This is a genomic window from Formosa sp. Hel1_33_131, assembly GCF_001735745.1.
Classification (GTDB): Bacteria; Bacteroidota; Bacteroidia; order Flavobacteriales; family Flavobacteriaceae; genus Hel1-33-131.
Genome location: NZ_CP017260.1, coordinates 1,444,820 through 1,465,664, shown reverse-complemented (window position 1 = coordinate 1,465,664; position 20,845 = coordinate 1,444,820). Strand labels below are relative to the sequence as shown.

The window sequence follows — 20,845 nt, the reverse complement described above, 5'->3', positions numbered from 1 at the left end:
TATGAAAAACCTAAACTCCGTATTGTTTAAATCCGTTTGTTGTTTATCTCTGATTTTTATGATTCAGGCTTGTGACAATGAGTTTTCTGAAATTGGAACCGGAATTGTGGGAACGCCCGATTTTGAAATTAAAAACGGTACATATCCTGTAAAAACTTACAATAAAAAAATGAAGCCATTTCAGTCCAATGGCCTCTCTGAAAACCTTTTGGGCTACTATTACGATCCTGTATTTGGAGATTCAAAAGTTGATTTTGTAGGGCAACTAACACCTAAAACCTTTGCGCCTGATTTTGGAGACGATACTATTTTAGACTCTGTGGTCTTAACCGTTCCTTACAAAAGCACTATAGATACTGAGACAATGACTTATACACTTGATTATTTATATGGAAGCGATCCCATTAAACTATCAATTTTTAAAAACAATTATTACCTAAGAACGTTTGATCCGAACGCAGACTTAGATGCGCCTCAAAATTATTATTCCAACGGAACTTTGGCTCAAGGTGAACTAATGGGAACCACCGATCTTGAAGGGCAATTAATTTATCAAGATAACAGCTATTTTCCAAGTGCAGATTCTATAGATTTGTGGGAAGATAATGAGGAAACTGACGTTTTTGAAGTCGCATCTACGTTACAACCAAGCTTAAGAGTGCACTTATTCAGTCCCACTGGTCAAAACTCAAATCCTATTGCAGCATTTTGGGACGACTTGATCTTTTCAAAAGAAGAGGATGAAGTCCTGAGTAGCTCCAGTAATTTTTACGAGTATTTTAGAGGCCTCTACTTTAAGGCAGAGTCTATTACTCCGATGGGTGGAAACCTAATGCAATTGGACTTTTCTTCGACGGATGCAAGTGTAACCATCTATTACACCTACGAGGAAACTGTTACCGTAAATGGGGAGACCTCAACCATTACATCTCAAGGCGAATATGAAATGAATTTCACAGGGAATCGCGTGAATATTTTTGACAATACCTTTAATGCTTCCGTAACCAATATTATCGATGATACCACTACAGATGCAGAAGGTGATGATTACCTTTATTTAAAAGGCGGCGAAGGCTCTATGGCTATTGTTGAATTGTTTGCAGACGAAGCTGGAAACTCTGAAGAGGACCAACTGAATGAGTTTAGAGAAGTGGACAACAACGGCTTGGTATCCGTAAAGCGCTTGATCAACGAAGCTTATTTAGAATTTTATATCGATGAAACCCAACTAAATACGGATCATCCTAACAGAGTCTATCTTTATGATTTAGATAATAATATTCCTATGACTGATTTCTTTTTAGATCAAACAGTCAATACGGCTTCGGCGGATTCTAAATTCACACATTTGGTGCCTTTAAGCACCGAAACAAGTGCGGATGGTACGGAACAAAAGAAATATAAAATTAGACTGACAGAGCATTTGAATAACATCATTATTGACGATTCTACAAATGTGAAGCTTGGTCTTGTTGTTTCTTCCAATGTAGGGTCAGCCTCCCCAAGAGGGTTTCAAACGAGTATTGATGTAGGTATTGGTTTAGATATTACAACTATAGAAGGCGTTCCTACAGGAACTGTTTTATCTCCCAAAAGTGTTGTTCTACACGGAAGTAACTCTCCAAATGTCGCCAAAAGAGTAAAACTTAATATTTATTATACCGAACCAAGAACCGAACCTAGTAACTAAAATATATGTGTGGAATTGTAGGATACATTGGCCATCGAGACGCCTATCCAGTAATACTAAAAGGACTTCAACGTTTAGAATATAGAGGTTACGACAGTGCCGGAATTGCACTTTATGATGGTTCTGAAATTAAACTCTCAAAGACCAAAGGGAAAGTCGCCGATTTAGAGGCTAAAGTTTCTGAACAAATCAATCCAGTTGGTAGTTTAGGAATTGGACACACCCGTTGGGCAACCCACGGCGTTCCAAACGATGTCAATTCACATCCTCATTTTTCTAATTCTGGAGATTTAGTGATCATCCATAATGGGATTATCGAAAACTATGCGACTCTTAAAGAGGAACTCATTAAAAGAGGTTACAAATTTTCATCAGATACAGATACAGAAGTTTTAGTAAACCTGATTGAAGACATTCAAAAAAATAGCGATTTAAAACTTGGAAAAGCTGTGCAAGTCGCACTCAACCAAGTGGTTGGTGCTTACGCAATTGCGGTGTTTGACATCAAAAAACCAAATGAAATTGTAGTGGCGCGCTTAGGAAGCCCACTTGCAATTGGTGTTGGCGAAAATGAATTTTTTATTGCGAGTGACGCCTCTCCTTTTATAGAGTACACCAACAATGCCGTCTATTTAGAGGACGAAGAAATGGCGGTCATTAGATTGCACAAGCCATTAAATGTACGGAATATTAAAGACGACAGAATCGTCAGCCCCTACGTTCAAGAACTGAAAATAAATCTTGAGCAAATTGAAAAAGGCGGTTATGATCATTTTATGCTAAAAGAAATTTTTGAGCAACCAAACGCCATTAAAGATACTTATAGAGGTCGATTATTAATAGACGAAGGCATCATCAAAATGGCAGGTGTAGAAGATAATATGGGCAAGTTTTTGAACGCCAACCGTATTATTATTATCGCCTGTGGAACGTCTTGGCATGCCGGATTAGTTGCAGAATATATTATTGAAGACTTGGTACGCATCCCTGTGGAGGTTGAATATGCTTCAGAATTTCGATACCGAAATCCTGTGATTAACGAAAATGATGTGGTTATCGCTATTTCTCAATCTGGAGAAACAGCCGATACCCTTGCCGCCATCAAACTCGCTAAAGAAAAAGGTGCGTTTGTATTTGGAGTCTGTAATGTGGTGGGATCCTCAATTTCAAGAGAAACCCATGCTGGGGCTTATACCCATGCAGGACCCGAAATTGGAGTGGCTTCTACCAAAGCATTTACCACACAAATTACAGTGCTTACACTGATTGCATTGCGATTGGCAAAAGCCAAAGGCACCATGTCTAACACGGACTTTAGAAGACACCTCGTAGAATTAGAGACCATCCCAGAAAAAGTAGCAGCAACCCTTAAATCAGATGCACTCGCCAAAGAAATTGCGGCTATCTATAAAGATGCTAAAAACTTTTTATACTTGGGTCGAGGGTTTAATTTCCCTGTCGCACTAGAAGGCGCTTTGAAACTTAAAGAAATATCTTACATTCATGCCGAAGGGTATCCAGCAGCAGAAATGAAGCACGGACCCATCGCACTTATAGATGAAAATATGCCCATCGCAGTCATTGCGACCAAATATGGACATTACGAAAAAGTGGTGAGTAACATTCAAGAAATCAAATCTAGAAAAGGGAAGATTATTGCTGTCGTCACTAAAGGGGACACACAAGTTAGAGATATTGCAGACCATGTGATTGAAGTTCCGGAAACTTTAGAGTTGCTTTCTCCACTTCTGACGACCATTCCTTTACAATTGTTATCGTATCATATCGCTGTGATGTTGGACAGAAATGTAGATCAACCCAGAAATCTTGCGAAGTCTGTGACAGTGGAGTAATGTTGAGGTATTTATTCTAAACTAAATAAATCATCTACTTTACATTCTAGTTCCTTAGAAAGTTTCAAACACAATAGTATTGAAGGATGAAATCTGTTATTTTCAATGGAATTAATTGTTTGTCTAGAAACTCCTATTTTTTTTGAAATATCTTCTTGTGTATATCCAGATTTTGTTCGATATAACTTTAAATTGTTTTTCATGAGTTATAGTGTTTGGACAGTCTGAATTTAAATATTAGATTAAATAACAGAATTATTAAAAATAAATTGGATACTAATACATACATATAGTTAATACTATACACTAAAAAAGTAGACACAATTATTAAACCAAAACTAATAAAAAGAGATAAGGACAAACTTTCTAATCTAGTCCTAGAAATTAATTCATCTTCTATTTTTTCTCTACAAAAAGAGTTTACTAATCCGGAGATAATAATTAACAAAGTAAAAACTTCATCTCCTAAACCATTTTCTATCCACCCAAAACCTGTTGGTTCTGACCCAACCCATTCATGTGAAAAAATTGAAAAAACATTAACAACAAAAATATCTTGTATTCTTTCTGTTAACATCAAAAATAATCCGACAGGTAACGATAAGTAAAACACCCAACCACTAACTTTCTTAAACTTATTACTAAATAAATAATTCATACTATGTCTATTTTAATTTTCTTCAAATGTAAAGTATTTTTTACATAATGACAAAAATACTTTACATTTTTTATGTAGTTGAAATTAAAGTCATTTAAAGGATTAAGAACAACCTCTCCACAGAATTATATCATGAAAGTTGAGCGTAACCATCAAGATAGTTTGTTAAATTATTGGTTTTCAGATAAATATAATATAAAAGAGATTTGTATAGAGATTATCCAAGAGTGTGATTAATAATATTTGTATCGAAATTTAAGAATTGTTTAATATTTATACTTAAATTTGATATTACTATAACCATTTAAGATTTTAAACAATTTAATTTATGAAAACAATTTTAAAGACTTTTGTCTTACTTTTCTGTGTTGCATCTTTTGCACAAACAACAGTGAAAGGAACTGTCAACGATGCCAGTGGATTACCATTACCAGGTGCCAACATTATTGTAGTTGGAACTTCTACAGGAGTCGTTACTGACTTTGATGGTAACTTTACGTTAACCGTTAGCCAGAACCCTCCTTTCTCAATTCAAGTGAGTAGTGTAGGTTTTGAAACACTTTCGCAAGAAATTACAAAAAACAATGAAACATTAGCAATCACTTTAAATGAAGGAAGTTTCCTTGACGAAGTTATTGTTTCTGCATCTCGAACTCCAGAACGTATTTTTGAATCTCCTGTAACAGTGGAGCGTTTTGGGATTAAAGATATTAAGACTTCTGCATCTGCTGATTTTTACGGTGGTTTAGAAAACTTAAAAGGCGTAGATGTGAACACCAACAGTTTAACATTTAAATCTGTAAACACACGTGGATTTGCAACCTTTGCAAACACTCGTTTTATGCAGCTCGTTGATGGAATGGACAATTCAACTCCAGCACTTAACTTCCCAATCGGAAACTTAGTGGGTATGATTGAAACCGATGTACAAAGCGTAGAATTACTGCCTGGAGCATCCTCTGCACTTTATGGAGCAAATGCTTTTAACGGTGTCTTATTTATGACCAGTAAAAATCCTTTTGATACTGATGGAATCAGTACAAGCTTAAAAAGAGGAATGACTTCTCAAGAAGCCGCTGGCGACAACACTTACACCGATTTCGGAATCCGAATGGCTCACAAATTTAGCAATAAGTTTGCTGCCAAAGTTAACTTTGGATGGCTGAAAGGAACCGACTGGGCTGCAACAAGCGAAGTTGATAGTGATATGATTGGTGGCACAAGAGCAACCAACTTAAATTATAACGGAATTAATGTTTATGGAGATGAAGTCTCTACAGGGATTAAAGAAGTTGCTGTAGCACTAGAAGCTTTGGGCGTATTGCCTGCAGGCGCTAATGCTTTGGTTCCAAACGTAGCAGTGAGTAGAACAGGTTACAACGAAAGAGATTTGACAAATTACAATGCAGAAAGTATCAAAGCTGACTGGGGACTGTATTACAGACCTTTTGAAAATGACTTTGAAATCTCATACATTGGAAAAGTAGGAACAGGTTCTACAATATACCAAGGAATCAACCGATATGCGATTAACAACTTTTTTCAAGAACAGCATAAATTAGAAGTTAAGAACGATAACTTCTATGTAAGAGGATATGTTGTTTCGGATGACGCTGGTGATTCTTACGATATGGTCTTTACAGGGATTAACATCAACAGAGCATGGAAAGACGATAAAACATGGTTTGGTGAATATGCAGGAACGTATGTACAGTCTACTTTAGGCGGTGCTACAGATGCACAAGCACATGCCAATGCAAGAGCTGTTGCCGATACCGGTCGCTTTTTACCAGGTTCTGCTGGATTTCAAAGTGCTTACAATACAAGTATCAACGATCCTGACCTAACTACAGGATCTAAATTTCAAGATGCATCTAAATACTACCATGCAGATGGTAACTATAATTTTGCGCATTTAACTGATGTTGTTGACATTCAAGTTGGTGGATCATTTAGACAATACAGCTTAAATTCTTCAGGAACTATTTATACAGATTATGACGGTGCTATCAACTACTCTGAATTTGGAGCTTATACACAAATCCAAAAAGAGCTAGAATTGAGCGCTGACGCAAAATTAAAATTAACAGGATCTGTGCGTTATGACAAATCAGAATTTTTCGATGGCTTCTTTTCACCTAGATTATCTGCGGGTGTAACTGTCAACAGAAACCACAACTTTAGAGCCTCTGCACAAACAGGTTTTAGAAACCCAACAACACAAGATTTATTTATTGGTCTTGATGCGGGGCGTGCCTTACTTGTAGGGTCTGCACCAAACAACTTGGAGCGTTATTCTAATGTGTTTAATGTTTCTCAAACAGGACAAGCTGCTTTTGGACAACCTAGTACGATCACACAAACCGGATCTGCTGCTTATAACAGTTCTTATACTGCGAGTTCAGTTGGAATGTTAGGAGTCACTGGAAATCCAGCTGATTTAGTAGTTGCAAATCCAGATGTCGTAAAACCAGAACAAGTAACAGCTTTCGAAGTAGGGTACCGTGGTAAATTTGACAATTTAATTGTTGATTTCAGTGCTTACCATAATACATACAAGGACTTTATTTCTACAGAAATTGTAGTAGCACCTTTATATGGTGTTGCTGGTGATGGCGGACTTTCAGTTGCTTCTATTGCCAATGGCGATTATACAGCCTATAGTGCGTATACAAACTCAAGAGCGGAGATTAAATCGTATGGTGCTTCTATTGGATTGTCAACAAAAGTGTTTAGTGATTTCGATTTAAGCGGTAGTTATACCTATGCTAAATTGGATGAAGATAAAAACTTTCCTGATTTCAATACAAACTTTAATACACCAGAACACAAATTCAAGGCCTCTTTTGGAAATACAGCCTTATTTGAAAACTTTGGATTTAATGTCTCTTACAGATTTAGCGATGATTATTTCTGGGAAGCTTCTTTTGGAAATGGTGTCGTAGAACAATTTCATACTGTGGATGCACAAATCAACTACTCTGTACCAAGTATAAAGTCAACGTTCAAAGCAGGTGCTACCAATTTATTAGGAACTGAATACAATACGGCATTCGGAACTGGAAACATTGGATCGATTTACTTCTTATCATGGACTATTAACAACTAATAATCAAAATTATGAAACATATTAAATATTTATTACTTAGTACGGTAGTTCTTGGATTTACGGCCTGTAATGACGTAGAAGACGTGCTTGAAGCTAATGGAGAAACCGTAGAAACAGAGACACCAATAGCATTAACTGCTGGGGACTTAGATTTATCTAATTATGTCGCTGTAGGCCCTTCGTTTACGGCTGGATATACAGACGGAGCCGTATTTAAAGCAGGACAAGAAAATTCGTACCCTAATATCTTATCAAAAGAATTTGCTAAAGCAGGAGGTGGAGCATTCACTCAACCTTTAGTAAGCGATAATATTGGTGGATTGCTCTTAGGAGGAACTCAAATAGCAGAACCAAGATTATTCTTTAACGGAGCTACACCTGAGCGTTTAGGTGCAACACCAACAACAGAAGCGGGCATTATACTAACTGGACCTTTTAATAACATGGGCGTACCGGGTGCAAAAAGTTTTCACTTATTAGCTCCTGGATATGGAAATCTTGCTGGAGTTCCACTAGGATTGGCTAACCCTTATTTTGCAAGAATGGCTTCGAGTCCAAACGCGACTGTTTTGGGAGATGCTTTGGCTCAAAACCCATCATTTTTCACACTTTCATTAATGGGTGGAAATGACGTTTTAAGTTATGCTCTTTCTGGCGGTACTGGTGTAGATCAAACAGGAAATCCTGATGTTGCATCTTATGGAGGCAACGATATTACAGATCCGGCTGCATTTGGTCAGATCTTTGGATTGATGGTTTCTCAATTAACAGCAAATGGTGCTAAAGGCGTGGTCACAAACGTTCCTGACGTCACTAAAGTGCCGTTCTTTAATACTGTACCTCATAACCCAGTTCCTTTAGATGCTGCCACAGCAGGTGTTTTGAATAGCGCTGGTGCTTATGGTGCTTACAACGCAGGAGTTGCAGCTGCATTTGGTTATCTGGTCAGCGTTAATGTTGTAACCCAAGAAGATGCAGACATGGAAATCGCAAAAAGAACGATTACTTTTACTGAAGGTGAGGGTAATGCGCTTGTAATCATGGATGAATACCTTACGGACTTAACAGCTATTAATCCTGCATTAGTAAGCATGAGACAAGCAACTTCAGAGGATTTAATTTTACTGACTGCTTCAACCTTGATTCCTTTAGGAACTGGAGTCGCTGTCCCTATGGGAGATGAGTTGGTTTTAACACCTCAAGAAATCACTAACATACAAACAGCAACAGACGCTTATAATATGTCTATTGAAACTGTTAGAACTGGTGCTGGACTGGGAATTGTAGATCTAAAAATGATTTTAGATCAAGCAACTTCAACTGGATGGTCTGAAGGAGACTTCGTTTTGACAGCAAACTTAGTAACTGGCGGCGCTATTAGTTTAGACGGAATTCATATGACAGCACGTGGTTATGCCGCTTTAGCAAATTGCTATTTAAGAGCAGCTGATGCAACTTATGGTTCTAATTTTGAAGCTTCTGGGAACCTAGTAAATATAGGAACGTATCCTACTAATTACTCCCCGATGTTGCAATAACAAAACATTAAAAACATTAAAAACGCCTTCATTCCGAACCTTCGGATGGAGGCGTTTTTTTATGCATAAAAAAGCTGCAAAAACAACTTTTAGTTTAAATTAAATCTCCTATCTTTGCAGCGCGAAAACCGATGTTTTTCGCATCATTTTAGCTAAAAATAAAAAATCATAAAAGTAATGTCAAAAGTTACAGGTAAAGTTGCTCAAATTGTAGGTCCAGTGATCGATGTCGAATTCGCATCTGGAGCAGATCTTCCAAAAATTTACGATTCCTTAGAAATCAACAGACCTGATGGGTCTATTTTGGTTCTTGAAGTTCAATCTCATATTGGTGAAAATTCTGTGCGAACCATCGCTATGGATTCTTCAGATGGATTGAGTCGTGGAACTGAAGTCAACGCCACTGGCGCACCAATTCAGGTGCCTGTTGGTGAAGACGTTTACGGTCGTTTATTTAATGTGATTGGAGATGCCATTGACGGTTTAGGAAACTTACCAAAAGCAGGCACTGCTGGATTACCAATCCACAGACAAGCACCAAAATTTGAAGAACTTTCGACCTCTACTGAAGTTTTATTTACAGGAATCAAAGTCATCGATTTAATTGAGCCTTATGCAAAAGGGGGTAAAATTGGATTATTTGGTGGTGCTGGTGTCGGTAAAACAGTATTGATACAAGAATTAATTAATAATATCGCCAAAGGCCATGGAGGTCTTTCGGTATTTGCCGGCGTAGGAGAGCGTACTCGTGAAGGAAATGATTTACTTCGTGAAATGCTCGAATCTGGTATTATAAAATATGGAGATGATTTTATGCACTCCATGGAAGAAGGCGGATGGGACCTTCAAAAGGTTGATAAATCAATCATGAAAGAATCCAAAGCAACCTTTGTATTTGGACAAATGAATGAGCCACCGGGAGCACGTGCACGTGTTGCTTTATCTGGATTGACAATTGCGGAATACTTTCGTGATGGTGCTGGAGATGGCCAAGGAAAAGATGTGTTATTCTTTGTGGATAATATTTTCCGATTCACACAAGCAGGTTCAGAAGTGTCTGCACTTCTAGGACGTATGCCTTCTGCCGTAGGATACCAACCAACATTAGCAACCGAAATGGGTGCGATGCAAGAACGTATTACTTCAACTAAAAAAGGATCTATTACATCTGTACAAGCGGTTTACGTACCTGCAGATGATTTAACAGATCCTGCACCAGCAACAACCTTTGCTCACTTAGATGCAACAACCGTATTGTCTCGTAAAATTGCTGAACTTGGAATTTACCCAGCGGTAGATCCTTTGGATTCTACATCAAGAATTTTGACAGCCGATATTTTAGGTGATGAGCATTATGACTGTGCACAACGCGTTAAAGAGTTGTTACAACGTTATAAAGAACTACAAGATATTATTGCCATTCTTGGAATGGAAGAATTATCAGAAGAAGATAAATTAGCTGTTGGACGCGCACGTCGTGTACAACGTTTCTTATCGCAACCGTTCCACGTTGCTGAACAATTTACAGGCCTGAAAGGTGTGTTGGTTGATATTAAAGAAACCATCAAAGGATTTAATATGATTATGGATGGGGAGTTAGATCGCCTTCCAGAAGCAGCCTTTAACCTAAAAGGAACCATTGAAGAAGCGATTGAAGCTGGTGACAAAATGTTAGCTGAAGCCTAAAAAATAAACTATGTATTTAGAAATTGTAACTCCAGAAGCAACCATATTCAAAGGCCATGTAGACAGTGTCTCTGTCCCTGGTGTGAATGGTGATTTTGAAATGCTAAATAATCACGCCGCTATTGTGTCGATCCTTAAAGAAGGACATGTAAAAATCGCAGGAGACATTACCCTCGATGATTCTAACAAAACACAATTTGAGCAAAAGGGAAAAGGCTATTGGTTTGCCATTGATTCTGGCGCTATTGAAATGAACGCTAATAAAATTATAATCTTAGCCGATTAACAAAGTCTTGATTGAATAAAATTGAAAAGCCCAGACGTATGTTTGGGCTTTTTTTATTCCCAAAATCTTTGGGTTATTAACTATATACGCGGTTGGGCAGTCGTTAGTTTTTTTAAAGAAATGTTAATCCAATGCGTTTGTTTAACCCGTGTTCGAAAATTCGGATTAAGGTAGAAAGCTGAATATTTCCTTTTGCATTTTCTAATTTGGAGATATAGCTTTTTTTTGTACCCGCTTTATCAGCTAGTTGTTCTTGCGTCATTTTCGCTTCTTTACGGGCATTCTTTAACATTTCTGAAATAATAAACATGTGTGCATTTTCTTCATATTTATTTCTGTTTTCAGTTCCAATTTTGCCGTGTTCAACCTCAATCAGTTCTTCGTAGTTTGTAATGTTTTTGTATTTATCCATTTCTGTTGTCTTTATGTTCAAAATATGAGGTCATCAATTTTTTAGCCTTGTCAAGTTCTTTTTTGGTGTTTTTTAAGTTTTCTTTTGAAAACCGTTAAAAAGCACTACTAATTTACCTTGGTCAAAACAGCAAAATATTCGGTAAATATTTGACTGGTAATCAATACGGATTTCATAGAGTCCGTTTGAACCTGTCAAGTGTTTGAGAAATTTTTCAGGTACTCGATCTACTTGTTTAAGTAGTTCAAAAACATACTGAATTTTTCCCTTTACTTTTGCGTTTTGTTTTTGATAAAATTCAATAAAGTGTGTTTCAAAGAATATTATTTCCCTAACCATGGCACAAAGTTAACTTAAAAGATAACTTTTTCCAAATTTTAAAGTGTCTTTTTAATTAAAACACAATACACTTAAAGTTGTTTGAGTCTGTACTAGAGTCGTTTAAGCCTCACCTTAAACCATTTTGTTGTGTTTTACCTCCCCGTAAACTTAGATTTTCGTTTTTCCAAAAAAGCAGTCGTTCCTTCTTCAAAATCTTCAGTTTCAAAACACTTTCCAAATTCAGAGATTTCGACGTCATACCCATTCATTCCATCTGTATAATTCGCATTGACCGCTTTGATGGCAGCACTGATTGCTAAAGAAGAATTAGATTTAATTTTATCTGCTAAGGCATAACATTTTGGCAATAACTCTTCCTGAGGAACCACATAATTCACCAAACCATAAGCAAGTGCTTTTTCCGCATCAATCATACTCGCCGTCATAATCAATTCCATGGCGCGCCCCTTCCCTATCAACTGTGTCAAGCGTTGCGTTCCACCATACCCCGGAATCAATCCTAAAGACACTTCTGGCAAGCCCATACGCGCGTTTGTACTGGCCAATCGGAAGTGTGCAGACATGGCCAACTCCAATCCACCACCAAGCGAAAATCCATTAACCGCCGCAATTACTGGCGTTGATAAATTTTCAACCACATCAAACAACAAATCCTGACCTTCTTTGGACAGTGCACGCCCCTCTTCTCCATCAAAGTCAGCAAACTCGCTGATGTCCGCCCCAGCTACAAACGCCTTTTCGCCACTGCCCGTAAGGATGATGACTTTGGTGTCAACATCAGATTCAGCAGCCTTAAAAGCGGTGTGCAGTTCAAAAATAGTAGCTTTGTTTAACGCGTTTAATTTTGTAGGTCTGTTGATGGTAATGGTTGTAATTCCATTACTAAAATCGTTTAAAATTGTATTATAATTCATCTTGAAAATATTTAGGAAAACGCACCGTAAATTGACTTCCTTCATCTATAATAGAAGAGAAAGTAATACTGCCGTTATACGTATCGATCATGTTTTTTATCATTGGCAAGCCCAGGCCCATCCCACTTGTTTTGGTGGTGAACTTGGGCTCAAAAATTCGGTCTTCAATTGCTTTTGTAATCCCAGCGCCATTGTCTTTGACTTTGATTACAACGTCCGTGTCGTCAGAAAATAGGTGGACACTAATTTGAGGCGCACGGCCCTCCGGAATGGATTGAACTGCATTCTTTACTAAATTCGTAATAATTCGAATCAGTTGAGAACGGTCAAAATTAGCAATAATTTCAGATTCATTTGAAATGAATTTAATGTCACTTACCGGAAAAATATCTAGGGACAACTCGACAACTTCAACCACGTTTAAAACTTCAAGTTTTTGAGCTGGCATTTTAGCAAAATCGGAAAAAGCCGACGCTATCGAGCTCATGGTATCTATTTGTTGGATCAAGGTTTTTGTATATTCATCTACTTTTTTGTGAATGTCTGGATCTTGTGGATCAAATTTGCGCTGAAAGCTTTGCACACTTAAACGCATGGGCGTCAATGGGTTTTTGATTTCATGAGCCACTTGTTTTGCCATTTCACGCCACGCTTGTTCCCGTTCGCTGGTGGCTAATTTTTTGACACTGTCTTCCAACTCATCAATCATACTATTATAAGATTCTACCAAAGCAGAAACTTCTAAGCTCGCCCCTTTGAGCTCAATTTTTTGGTTGCGCTTCTGTAAACGGGTCCCCTTCATTTTTTCTCGAATCGTTTGAAGTGATTTTGTAATGTATTTAGATACAAAATACGCGAAGGCTATAGCGACTAAAATCATGATGATATACGCATAACTCAATCGGATTAAAAACGTCTTAAGCTCTCCATAATTTAAAGAATCGTCATCAAAATAAGGGACGTTCAGTACACCCAACGGTTTAGCGTTGTTATCTGTAAATATCATATACGAAGAGCGATAGTCCTCTCCAAAGCGTTTGATTTTTTCAACAAATCGTTTGGACACACTTTGATTGAGCTTGTCTAAAATATCGATGGACAACTGGGTCTCAATCGTATTGTTTTCAAAATTAGGTTTCGACATTTTAACCAAGTCACCCTTTAAATCGTAGAGGTTAAAATTGACATTGTGAATATTCGCAATCTCGTATATTTTGTCTTTAAAAATTAGGGGCAAATTCTCTGTTTTAACTTCCCAAGTCGTTTCTTTTAAAACATAATTTATACTCGAAATAAGTTGAGCTTCCTTACGTTCCAAACGCAAACGGTGGTAATCCTGAGACTGCTCACTATATTGATAGATGGTCACCCCTGCAATAAGGATAGATGCGAGTACGACCAACATGATCATGTAAATAAAAATACGAGAGCTTAAAGACAACTTACGTTTGGCCATAAAAATAGACTTTTGTTAAATATAGAAAAAAAAACGAGTCCAACACATAATGATTACTCAGAACGTCTGCGTTTGTATAATTTAATGCCCAACATCAAAAGAATCGCCAGTCCAACAAGCCCCAACATTCCATAAGCCATATCAAGTGTGCTTTTTAATATCACTAAAAATACAACGGCGAAAAGAATGAGTGTCGCGCCTTCATTCCAAATCCGCATAAAATTGGAAGTATAGTTAATTTGATCGTTTTGAAGCTGCTTAAAAATAAGGTGGGTTTTGATGTGATACACAATAAGTAACACTACAAATCCTAATTTGGCATGCATCCAAGACTGCTCAAACCAGTGAGGTGCTAAGGCTAAAAGCCAGATTCCAAATAGAATCGCCAGAATCGCAGACGGCCAAGTAATAATATACCACAAGCGTTTGGCCATTATTTTTAATTGAGTCGCTAATATTTCTTTTTCTGGAGATGCCTTTTGAGACGCTTCAATGTGGTATATAAAAATACGAGGAATGTAGAACAATCCTGCAAACCATGTGATTACAAAAATCAAATGAAGCGATTTAATGTAGTTGTAAAAATCCATAATTATGTTTTTGAGATTAATTTCGTCTTGACTTCTTTATATAAAATAACGGCGGTGACTAGAGTAGAAAGTACGTCTGAAACTGGAAACGCCATCCAAACCCCGAGTTCGCCATACCATAAAGGAAGTATAAAAATAAGAGGAATAAAGAAAAATCCTTGTCGAGAAAGCGTCAATAACAGTGCCGGTACTGCTTTTCCTACGGCCTGAAAATAGGCGGACCCAATCAGTTGAATTGCTATAATAGGAGTGGCTGCAAACACCCAACGCATCGCCGTAGGTGTTTTTTCGATCACCAACGGATCCGTCGTAAACATCCGTGTAATCAGTTCTGGAAATCCAATCAACAGCACAAAAATTAGAGAGGCCATCGCTATTGAATATATAATCGCAATTCGAATGGTTTGTTTGACCCGATCATAATTATGTGCCCCGTAGTTGTAGCCCGCAATGGGTACAAATCCCTGTGTAATTCCAAAAATTGGAAACAATGCAAACATCAACATTCGAGATACAATTGCGTAGGAAGTCACCGAAGTTTCACCACCAAAATCGAATAAAATATTGTTCATCAACAAATAGGTAACACTTACAATCGCTTGTCGCGATAGCGTGACCAATCCTAAATTACTAATTTCAGACACAATCGATTTTTGTAATTTGAAATGCGGCCATGAAATTTTCATTTCAGAATTCTTAGAACTAAAAAACCAAAAAATAAATGCAAAACAAAGCACATAGGAACCCGTCGTCGCCCAGGCAGCACCCATCATCCCCAAATCCAGAACGTTTATAAAAAGAACATCCATTAATAAGTTTGACACCGATGGAATCATCATGGCATACATCGCAAATTTGGGTTTCCCTTCGGCTCTGATCACCGTATTCCCCATCATAGAAAGTGCTAGAAAAGGAACGCCGTAGAGTACAATTCTATAGTATATTTTTGCAGGTTCAAAAATGGTCCCCTTGCCACCAAAGGCTGGAATAAGATTATCAATATAAAACAATCCAAAAAACACAAGTACAACCGTCAACACGAGTGTCATTGTGATTTGATTCCCAAATGTTTTAAAAGCTTTTGGAACCTCCTTTGCCCCGAGGGCTCTCGAAATAATAGAGGAGCCGCCAATCCCAATTGACATCCCTAAGGCGGCAATAAAAAACGAAACAGGCAACACCACATTAATGGCAGCAATGGCTTGCGAACCAATCCAATGCCCCACAAAAATAGTATCCACTAAAATATTAAGCGACATGACTAAAATTCCGATTGATGCCGGAACCGCCTGTTTGATTAATAATTTACCAATGGTTTCAGTACCAAAGTCTTGTGAAGTGGATTTATGCATGCAATCTAAATTATTTTGAAGACCATTCTGTGACCCATTTCGCAAGAAGTGACACCCAAGCCGGATCGTCATTCAAACAGGGAATGGTTGTGAAATCTTTCCCTCCAACTTCATGAAAAATTTCTTCCCCTTCCATGGCAATTTCTTCAAGCGTCTCAAGGCAATCACTCACAAAAGCGGGCGTTGCAATGGCCATCGATTTTGTGCCTTCTTTCCCTAAACGTTCAATCGTTCGATCGGTATAAGGTTGTAACCATGGGTCAAACCCTAAACGCGATTGAAACGAAGTAGAATACACGGCATCCTCAAGTCCTAATTCTTCGCCCACCAAACGAGTCACTTCGAGACATTGATGTTTATAGCAATACGCATGTGCTTCAGAAGGTGTCACACAACATGACTTGTCAATCTTACAATGTGACTTAGTAATGTCACTTTTACGAATGTGACGTTCTGGAATTCCGTGGTAGGAAAATAATAAATGTTCGTACGTTTTTCCTTTTAAAGATTCTTTAATTGTATTGGACAGGACTTTAATATACTCTGGATTGTTATAAAATGGCGGTAAATCAGAGAGCGTCAATTGCGGAAAATGAGCATCTCTTAATTCCTTGGCAAGCACCAAAATTGTTTCGGTCGTGGCCATCGCAAATTGTGGATATAAAGGAATGATTAAAACCTCATCAACCCCTTGATCGACTAGTTTTTGAAGTCCATTTTTAATGGTCATCTTGCCATAACGCATGGCGAGCGCTGTGGGCAATTCGACTTCTTGTTTTAGTTTATTTTCTAAACGCTCTGATAAAACAATGAGTGGAGAACCTTCTTCCCACCATATTTTTTTATACGCTTTTGCCGAAATTTTCGGACGGGTATTTAAGATGATTCCTTTGACTAAAAGCGTTCGCGCCCATAAGGGGACATCGATCACGCGTTCGTCCATCAAAAATTCGCCTAAATATTTTTTTACATCTTTTGGGGTGGGGCTGTCTGGAGACCCGAGGTTGACTAATAAAACGCCTTTCATATTTTGGTTAATTAAGAGATTGAATGTATTTTTTGGGAGTGGTCCCGTATTGTTTTTTAAATGCTGAAATAAAATGACTGGCGGTGCTGTAACCAACTTTAAGTCCTACTTCATTGACGTTGTGAGCGCCTGATTCTAATAATTTTCGAGCGAGCTCCATTTTGTAATCAAACAAAAATCCATAGACCGTCGTGCCATAAATTTGCTTAAACCCTTCTTTGAGTTTTTTGAGGCTTAAATCAATTTCAACCGCTAAGGCCGTTAAGGTTGGTGGCTCCGAAAGACGGTTAATGATAATGTCTTTTGCTTGCCTGATTTTTACCACATTTGAGTCATCGACCAAAAAAGGACACTGTTCAATGTTTGCTTCTTCGCCTCTGTTAAAATACAAACTCAGCAACTCATACGCTTTCCCTTTGAAGTATAAAGACTTGATGGTGGAGTTTAAATTGTAATTAATAAGTTGATTTAAAACGATGGCCATAGAAGGGGAAATATGTCCATCTTTATAATATTTTTTATCCTGATTATCTTGGCTTAAGAATGTGATATAATTTGCTTCATGCGAAAATAATCCGTGAAATTTTTTAATCGAAATTAATAAGGACACAACCCAAGACGAAGGGTCAACTTCTAAATGAATAGGTAAGTCTCTTTGGGGATTGTAAAGCAATAATGAATTTTCTTCAGAAATGTTAAGGCTATAAGTGCCATTATTAAACACAAACTTACACTCCCCTTTCACACAAAAGTGAAATTGAATAAAAGAGCTATCTATTTCCTTTTCAAGGAGTTGAACTTCAGAAGTTTCATTCTGATATGTCATGACAGTAAACCCCGCCTCAACCGCTGTTTCTGAAAAAGACCCTTGAGCGGTGTTTTTTGGAGGAGACTGCATACTTTCTGAGCGGTCTTTATTTAGATTCATTATAAATAAAAATTAAGATTCGTGTTCGTTTTCATCTGCAAAAATACAAATTTTAACAAAAATAACTAAATAATAGATGCAAACCTCTAAACGACATATAAAGTTCTTCTAGCGTTATTTTTTACAAATCAAAGCGGTTATTTTTGTCGTGAAATATATTCCAAATACATTAATGGAGCAATTCAACAAATCTGCAAGTACCTATTTCTATGTGATTGGCCTCAGCTACAAAAAAGCAGATGCGAAAATGCGTGGGGAATTTAGTTTGGACCAAAACGCCAAAACAAACTTAATGCTGCAAGCCAAAGCGAGCGGTATTGAAAGTTTGGTCGCAACCTCAACCTGTAACCGTACGGAAATTTACGGTTTTGCCAGACATCCATTTGAACTTATTAAATTGCTTTGTGACAATACGCAAGGCACTGTTGAAGATTTTCAAAGTGTGGCTTATGTTTATAAAAACAGCGACGCCATTCAACACATGTTTAAGGTTGGTGCTGGGTTAGACAGTCAGATTTTGGGTGATTTTGAAATTATTAGCCAACTGAAACTCAGTGCTAAGATTTCTAAAAAACACCAATTGCTCAATGCTTATTTAGAACGGTTGATCAATGCAGTAATTCAAGCGAGCAAACGCATCAAAACAGAAACGGAATTATCTTCAGGAGCAACCTCCGTCTCTTTTGCCTCTGTACACTATATCAAAAAAACAGTAGAAGAAATTTCTACCAAAAATATTTTACTTTTTGGAACTGGAAAAATAGGACGAAACACTTGTGAGAACCTCATCAAACATACCAAAAACGAACACATTACGCTTATAAATCGCACACGCGACAGAGCAGATAAAGTGGCTGGAAAATTTAAACTTCTAGTCAAAGACTACAGTCAGTTGCAAGAAGAAATTGGAAACACCGATATTTTAATTGTAGCGACTGGAGCGCAAAACCCAACAATCGATAAGCACCTTATTCAAAATAAAAAACCATTACTCATTCTCGATTTATCCATCCCTAAAAATGTGAATGAAAATGTAAAGGAATTACCAATGGTGACCTTGGTGCATTTGGATCATTTATCGCAAATGACGGATGAAACATTAGAAAAAAGAAAGCAATATATTCCCGTAGCTGAAGGTATTATTAGCGATATAAAAACGGAGTTTGAAGCATGGGTGGACAACCGAAAGTTTGCACCCACCATCAAAGCACTCAAAGAGAAATTACAAGTATTTGCCACGGCTGAAGTGGATACCCAACGAAAAAAAATAAATGAATTTAATGAAGCACAAGCGGAATTAATCAGTGCCAACCTAGTTCAAAAAATAACCAACCACTTTGCACACCATCTGAAGGACGAAACGATCTCAAAAAATGAAAGTCTCGAACTCATCAAAAAGGTGTTTCAATTAGATTCTAAAAAACATGTCTAAAATTATTCGAATCGGTACGCGTGACAGTGCGCTTGCTCTTTGGCAAGCCAAAACCGTACAATCACAACTCCAACATTTAGGGCATGAAACGGTATTAGTCCCCGTAAAATCTACAGGAGATTTGGTCTTAAACAAGCCCATTTACGAGCTTGGTGTTACAGGCGTTTTTACACGAACTTTAGACATCGCTTTGTTAAATGAAGAGATTGATATTGCGGTTCACTCTTTAAAAGATGTGCCAACCGTGATGCCAGAAGGCATCGTTCAAGCAGCCGTTTTGAAACGTGGAAACATCAGAGATACACTCGTTTTTAAAACCAATGAAGAGTTTTTAGCACAGAAAGATGCGGTGATTGCAACCGGTAGTTTGAGACGAAAAGCACAATGGCTCAACCGCTATCCTACACATAGTATTGTAGGCATAAGAGGAAATGTAAACACCCGATTGGATAAATTAGAAAATAGCGATTGGAATGGCGCCATTTTTGCGGCAGCCGGATTGGGACGTCTTGAATTGACCCCCGAAGATTCTGTGAATTTAGAATGGATGGTACCCGCACCAGCACAAGGAGCGGTAATGATTGCGTCTCTAAGTTCAAATGTAGAAGCCATGGAAGCTTGTGCACCACTGAACCATGAAGAAACCGCAATTTCAACAAAAATTGAACGCGAATTTTTAAATAAACTAGAAGGCGGTTGTAGCGCTCCCATTGGAGCCCTCGCCTATATAAAAGAAGAAGAGATTCATTTCCATGGGATTGTTTTAAGTACCGATGGAACTAAAAAAATTGAAGCCAAACGCACCGCAAAACTCGGAGAACATTACACCCTTGTTGATGATTGCGTAGAATTTATTTTGAGTCGGGGTGGTAAAACCTTGATTGGAACCACAGCGATAGACAACGGGCCAACCACTATTTTTTCATCGAAATTATTAAGTAGAGGACAAAAAGATTTATTTAACAACGCACTTAAAGTTGAAAGTTCTGACTTTATCAAAACAGCGGCGAATAGAATCAAACCCATTCATTTAAAAGCAGCGCATAAAAATGTAATTATTACGAGTAAAAACGGCGTGGAAGCCATCTTAAATAACTGTCCTGTTGAGGACTTAAATTTTGAAACGATTTACTGTGTTGGCAGACGTACCAAACGCCTGATCGAACAGAAAATTGGACCTGTAAAACATTCAGAGAAAAATGCCAAGGCTTTGGCAAATTATCTGGTAGATTTTATTGAAGGTTCTGAAGCCACCTACTTTTGTAGCGACATTCGGATGGATGACCTGCCTACTATTTTAGGAGACAGTAACATTAAGGTTAAAGAAATTGAAGCCTACAGCACCAAGTTGGAAGCGCCTAAACTGGAGAAATCTATAGAGGGTGTTATGTTTTACAGCCCTTCTACAATTCAAAGTTTTTTACAAAAAAACACCCCAGACTGTATCGCATATTGTATCGGCGAAAGCACAGCGAAGGAAGCAAAAAAATATTTTAAAGATGTACGCGTAGCGAAAATTCCTACGGTAGAAAGTGTCATCGATCTTGTGAATCAAAATTATATTTAGACGTT

The 20,845-nt window shown here is 37.7% G+C and carries 18 protein-coding genes; 8 read left to right on the top strand and 10 right to left on the bottom strand.

Translation table 11 applies throughout. From position 1 onward, the window contains the following. Nucleotide 1 precedes the first annotated feature (1 nt). The gene (locus tag FORMB_RS06670; protein ID WP_083243922.1) at nt 2–1,690 is read left to right on the top strand and encodes a DUF4270 domain-containing protein; all 1,689 of its coding nucleotides are present in this window, start codon (nt 2–4) and stop codon (nt 1,688–1,690) included. Nucleotides 1,691–1,695: 5 nt separating this feature from the next. Next, a complete protein-coding gene (gene glmS / locus FORMB_RS06665) occupies nt 1,696–3,543 on the top strand; it encodes a glutamine--fructose-6-phosphate transaminase (isomerizing) (RefSeq protein ID WP_069676713.1) in 1,848 nt (615 codons plus the stop codon). Nucleotides 3,544–3,554: 11 nt separating this feature from the next. Here the strand turns inward: glmS and FORMB_RS06660 are convergent, their stop codons facing one another. Both FORMB_RS06660 and FORMB_RS06655 read right to left on the bottom strand, forming a co-directional pair. Further along, complete coding sequence (locus tag FORMB_RS06660) at nt 3,555–3,746, bottom strand: helix-turn-helix transcriptional regulator (protein ID WP_069676712.1); 192 nt, start codon at nt 3,744–3,746, stop codon at nt 3,555–3,557. After that, complete coding sequence (locus tag FORMB_RS06655) at nt 3,743–4,201, bottom strand: hypothetical protein (RefSeq protein ID WP_069676711.1); 459 nt, start codon at nt 4,199–4,201, stop codon at nt 3,743–3,745. The genes FORMB_RS06660 and FORMB_RS06655 overlap by 4 nt, the downstream gene beginning before the upstream one ends. A 328-nt stretch (nt 4,202–4,529) precedes the next feature. Between FORMB_RS06655 and FORMB_RS06650 the strand changes: the two genes are divergently transcribed. From FORMB_RS06650 to FORMB_RS06635, 4 genes are all read left to right on the top strand, one after another. Then, nucleotides 4,530–7,310, top strand: a complete 2,781-nt coding sequence (locus tag FORMB_RS06650; protein WP_069676710.1) for a TonB-dependent receptor — start codon at nt 4,530–4,532, stop codon at nt 7,308–7,310. 11 nt (nt 7,311–7,321) lie between these two features. After that, a complete protein-coding gene (locus FORMB_RS06645; protein WP_069676709.1) occupies nt 7,322–8,848 on the top strand; it encodes a G-D-S-L family lipolytic protein in 1,527 nt (508 codons plus the stop codon). A gap of 177 nt (nt 8,849–9,025) precedes the next feature. Continuing rightward, nucleotides 9,026–10,534: a F0F1 ATP synthase subunit beta gene (atpD, locus tag FORMB_RS06640; RefSeq protein WP_069676708.1), complete on the top strand. Its 1,509-nt coding sequence runs from the start codon at nt 9,026–9,028 to the stop codon at nt 10,532–10,534. Between the two features lie 10 nt (nt 10,535–10,544). Continuing rightward, nucleotides 10,545–10,820, top strand: a complete 276-nt coding sequence (locus FORMB_RS06635; RefSeq protein WP_069676707.1) for a FoF1 ATP synthase subunit delta/epsilon — start codon at nt 10,545–10,547, stop codon at nt 10,818–10,820. A gap of 112 nt (nt 10,821–10,932) precedes the next feature. Here FORMB_RS06635 and FORMB_RS06630 read toward each other — a convergent pair whose 3' ends face one another. The 8 genes from FORMB_RS06630 to FORMB_RS06595 form a co-directional block, all read right to left on the bottom strand. Continuing rightward, complete coding sequence (locus tag FORMB_RS06630) at nt 10,933–11,232, bottom strand: helix-turn-helix domain-containing protein (protein ID WP_069676706.1); 300 nt, start codon at nt 11,230–11,232, stop codon at nt 10,933–10,935. 72 nt (nt 11,233–11,304) lie between these two features. Further along, nucleotides 11,305–11,571 (bottom strand): type II toxin-antitoxin system RelE/ParE family toxin, encoded by a 267-nt coding sequence (locus FORMB_RS06625; RefSeq protein ID WP_157498087.1) that lies wholly within the window; start codon nt 11,569–11,571, stop codon nt 11,305–11,307. A gap of 134 nt (nt 11,572–11,705) precedes the next feature. Next, on the bottom strand, nt 11,706–12,488 hold the full coding sequence (locus tag FORMB_RS06620; protein ID WP_069676705.1) for an enoyl-CoA hydratase/isomerase family protein: 783 nt from the start codon (nt 12,486–12,488) through the stop codon (nt 11,706–11,708). Then, nucleotides 12,478–13,944: a sensor histidine kinase gene (locus FORMB_RS06615; RefSeq protein WP_231925521.1), complete on the bottom strand. Its 1,467-nt coding sequence runs from the start codon at nt 13,942–13,944 to the stop codon at nt 12,478–12,480. Before FORMB_RS06615 ends, FORMB_RS06620 begins: the two co-directional genes overlap by 11 nt. Nucleotides 13,945–13,997: 53 nt before the next feature. Further along, a complete protein-coding gene (locus FORMB_RS06610) occupies nt 13,998–14,534 on the bottom strand; it encodes a CopD family protein (protein WP_069676704.1) in 537 nt (178 codons plus the stop codon). A 2-nt stretch (nt 14,535–14,536) separates the two neighbouring features. Then, complete coding sequence (locus tag FORMB_RS06605; protein WP_069676703.1) at nt 14,537–15,886, bottom strand: MATE family efflux transporter; 1,350 nt, start codon at nt 15,884–15,886, stop codon at nt 14,537–14,539. A gap of 10 nt (nt 15,887–15,896) precedes the next feature. Next, a complete protein-coding gene (gene hemH, locus FORMB_RS06600) occupies nt 15,897–16,913 on the bottom strand; it encodes a ferrochelatase (RefSeq protein WP_069676702.1) in 1,017 nt (338 codons plus the stop codon). A 7-nt stretch (nt 16,914–16,920) separates the two neighbouring features. Further along, the gene (locus FORMB_RS06595) at nt 16,921–17,811 is read right to left on the bottom strand and encodes a helix-turn-helix transcriptional regulator (protein WP_069677920.1); all 891 of its coding nucleotides are present in this window, start codon (nt 17,809–17,811) and stop codon (nt 16,921–16,923) included. A 202-nt stretch (nt 17,812–18,013) separates the two neighbouring features. Between FORMB_RS06595 and hemA the strand changes: the two genes are divergently transcribed. Then, nucleotides 18,014–19,273, top strand: a complete 1,260-nt coding sequence (hemA, locus tag FORMB_RS06590; RefSeq protein WP_069676701.1) for a glutamyl-tRNA reductase — start codon at nt 18,014–18,016, stop codon at nt 19,271–19,273. Next, complete coding sequence (gene hemC / locus FORMB_RS06585; RefSeq protein WP_069676700.1) at nt 19,266–20,840, top strand: hydroxymethylbilane synthase; 1,575 nt, start codon at nt 19,266–19,268, stop codon at nt 20,838–20,840. Before hemA ends, hemC begins: the two co-directional genes overlap by 8 nt. The last annotated feature ends 5 nt before the right edge of the window (nt 20,841–20,845 follow it).

Excerpts from the sequence above, each read along its gene's own strand:
- FORMB_RS06625 (WP_157498087.1), bottom strand. The coding sequence starts at position 11,571 with ATGGTTAGGGAAATAATATTCTTTGAAACACACTTTATTGAATTTTAT.
- hemH (WP_069676702.1), bottom strand. The coding sequence starts at position 16,913 with ATGAAAGGCGTTTTATTAGTCAACCTCGGGTCTCCAGACAGCCCCACC.
- FORMB_RS06655 (WP_069676711.1), bottom strand. The coding sequence starts at position 4,201 with ATGAATTATTTATTTAGTAATAAGTTTAAGAAAGTTAGTGGTTGGGTG.
- FORMB_RS06650 (WP_069676710.1), top strand. The coding sequence starts at position 4,530 with ATGAAAACAATTTTAAAGACTTTTGTCTTACTTTTCTGTGTTGCATCT.
- hemA (WP_069676701.1), top strand. The coding sequence starts at position 18,014 with ATGGAGCAATTCAACAAATCTGCAAGTACCTATTTCTATGTGATTGGC.
- hemC (WP_069676700.1), top strand. The coding sequence starts at position 19,266 with ATGTCTAAAATTATTCGAATCGGTACGCGTGACAGTGCGCTTGCTCTT.
- FORMB_RS06610 (WP_069676704.1), bottom strand. The coding sequence starts at position 14,534 with ATGGATTTTTACAACTACATTAAATCGCTTCATTTGATTTTTGTAATC.
- FORMB_RS06615 (WP_231925521.1), bottom strand. The coding sequence starts at position 13,944 with ATGGCCAAACGTAAGTTGTCTTTAAGCTCTCGTATTTTTATTTACATG.
- atpD (WP_069676708.1), top strand. The coding sequence starts at position 9,026 with ATGTCAAAAGTTACAGGTAAAGTTGCTCAAATTGTAGGTCCAGTGATC.
- glmS (WP_069676713.1), top strand. The coding sequence starts at position 1,696 with ATGTGTGGAATTGTAGGATACATTGGCCATCGAGACGCCTATCCAGTA.
- FORMB_RS06620 (WP_069676705.1), bottom strand. The coding sequence starts at position 12,488 with ATGAATTATAATACAATTTTAAACGATTTTAGTAATGGAATTACAACC.
- FORMB_RS06670 (WP_083243922.1), top strand. The coding sequence starts at position 2 with ATGAAAAACCTAAACTCCGTATTGTTTAAATCCGTTTGTTGTTTATCT.
- FORMB_RS06595 (WP_069677920.1), bottom strand. The coding sequence starts at position 17,811 with ATGCAGTCTCCTCCAAAAAACACCGCTCAAGGGTCTTTTTCAGAAACA.
- FORMB_RS06605 (WP_069676703.1), bottom strand. The coding sequence starts at position 15,886 with ATGCATAAATCCACTTCACAAGACTTTGGTACTGAAACCATTGGTAAA.
- FORMB_RS06645 (WP_069676709.1), top strand. The coding sequence starts at position 7,322 with ATGAAACATATTAAATATTTATTACTTAGTACGGTAGTTCTTGGATTT.
- FORMB_RS06660 (WP_069676712.1), bottom strand. The coding sequence starts at position 3,746 with ATGAAAAACAATTTAAAGTTATATCGAACAAAATCTGGATATACACAA.
- FORMB_RS06635 (WP_069676707.1), top strand. The coding sequence starts at position 10,545 with ATGTATTTAGAAATTGTAACTCCAGAAGCAACCATATTCAAAGGCCAT.
- FORMB_RS06630 (WP_069676706.1), bottom strand. The coding sequence starts at position 11,232 with ATGGATAAATACAAAAACATTACAAACTACGAAGAACTGATTGAGGTT.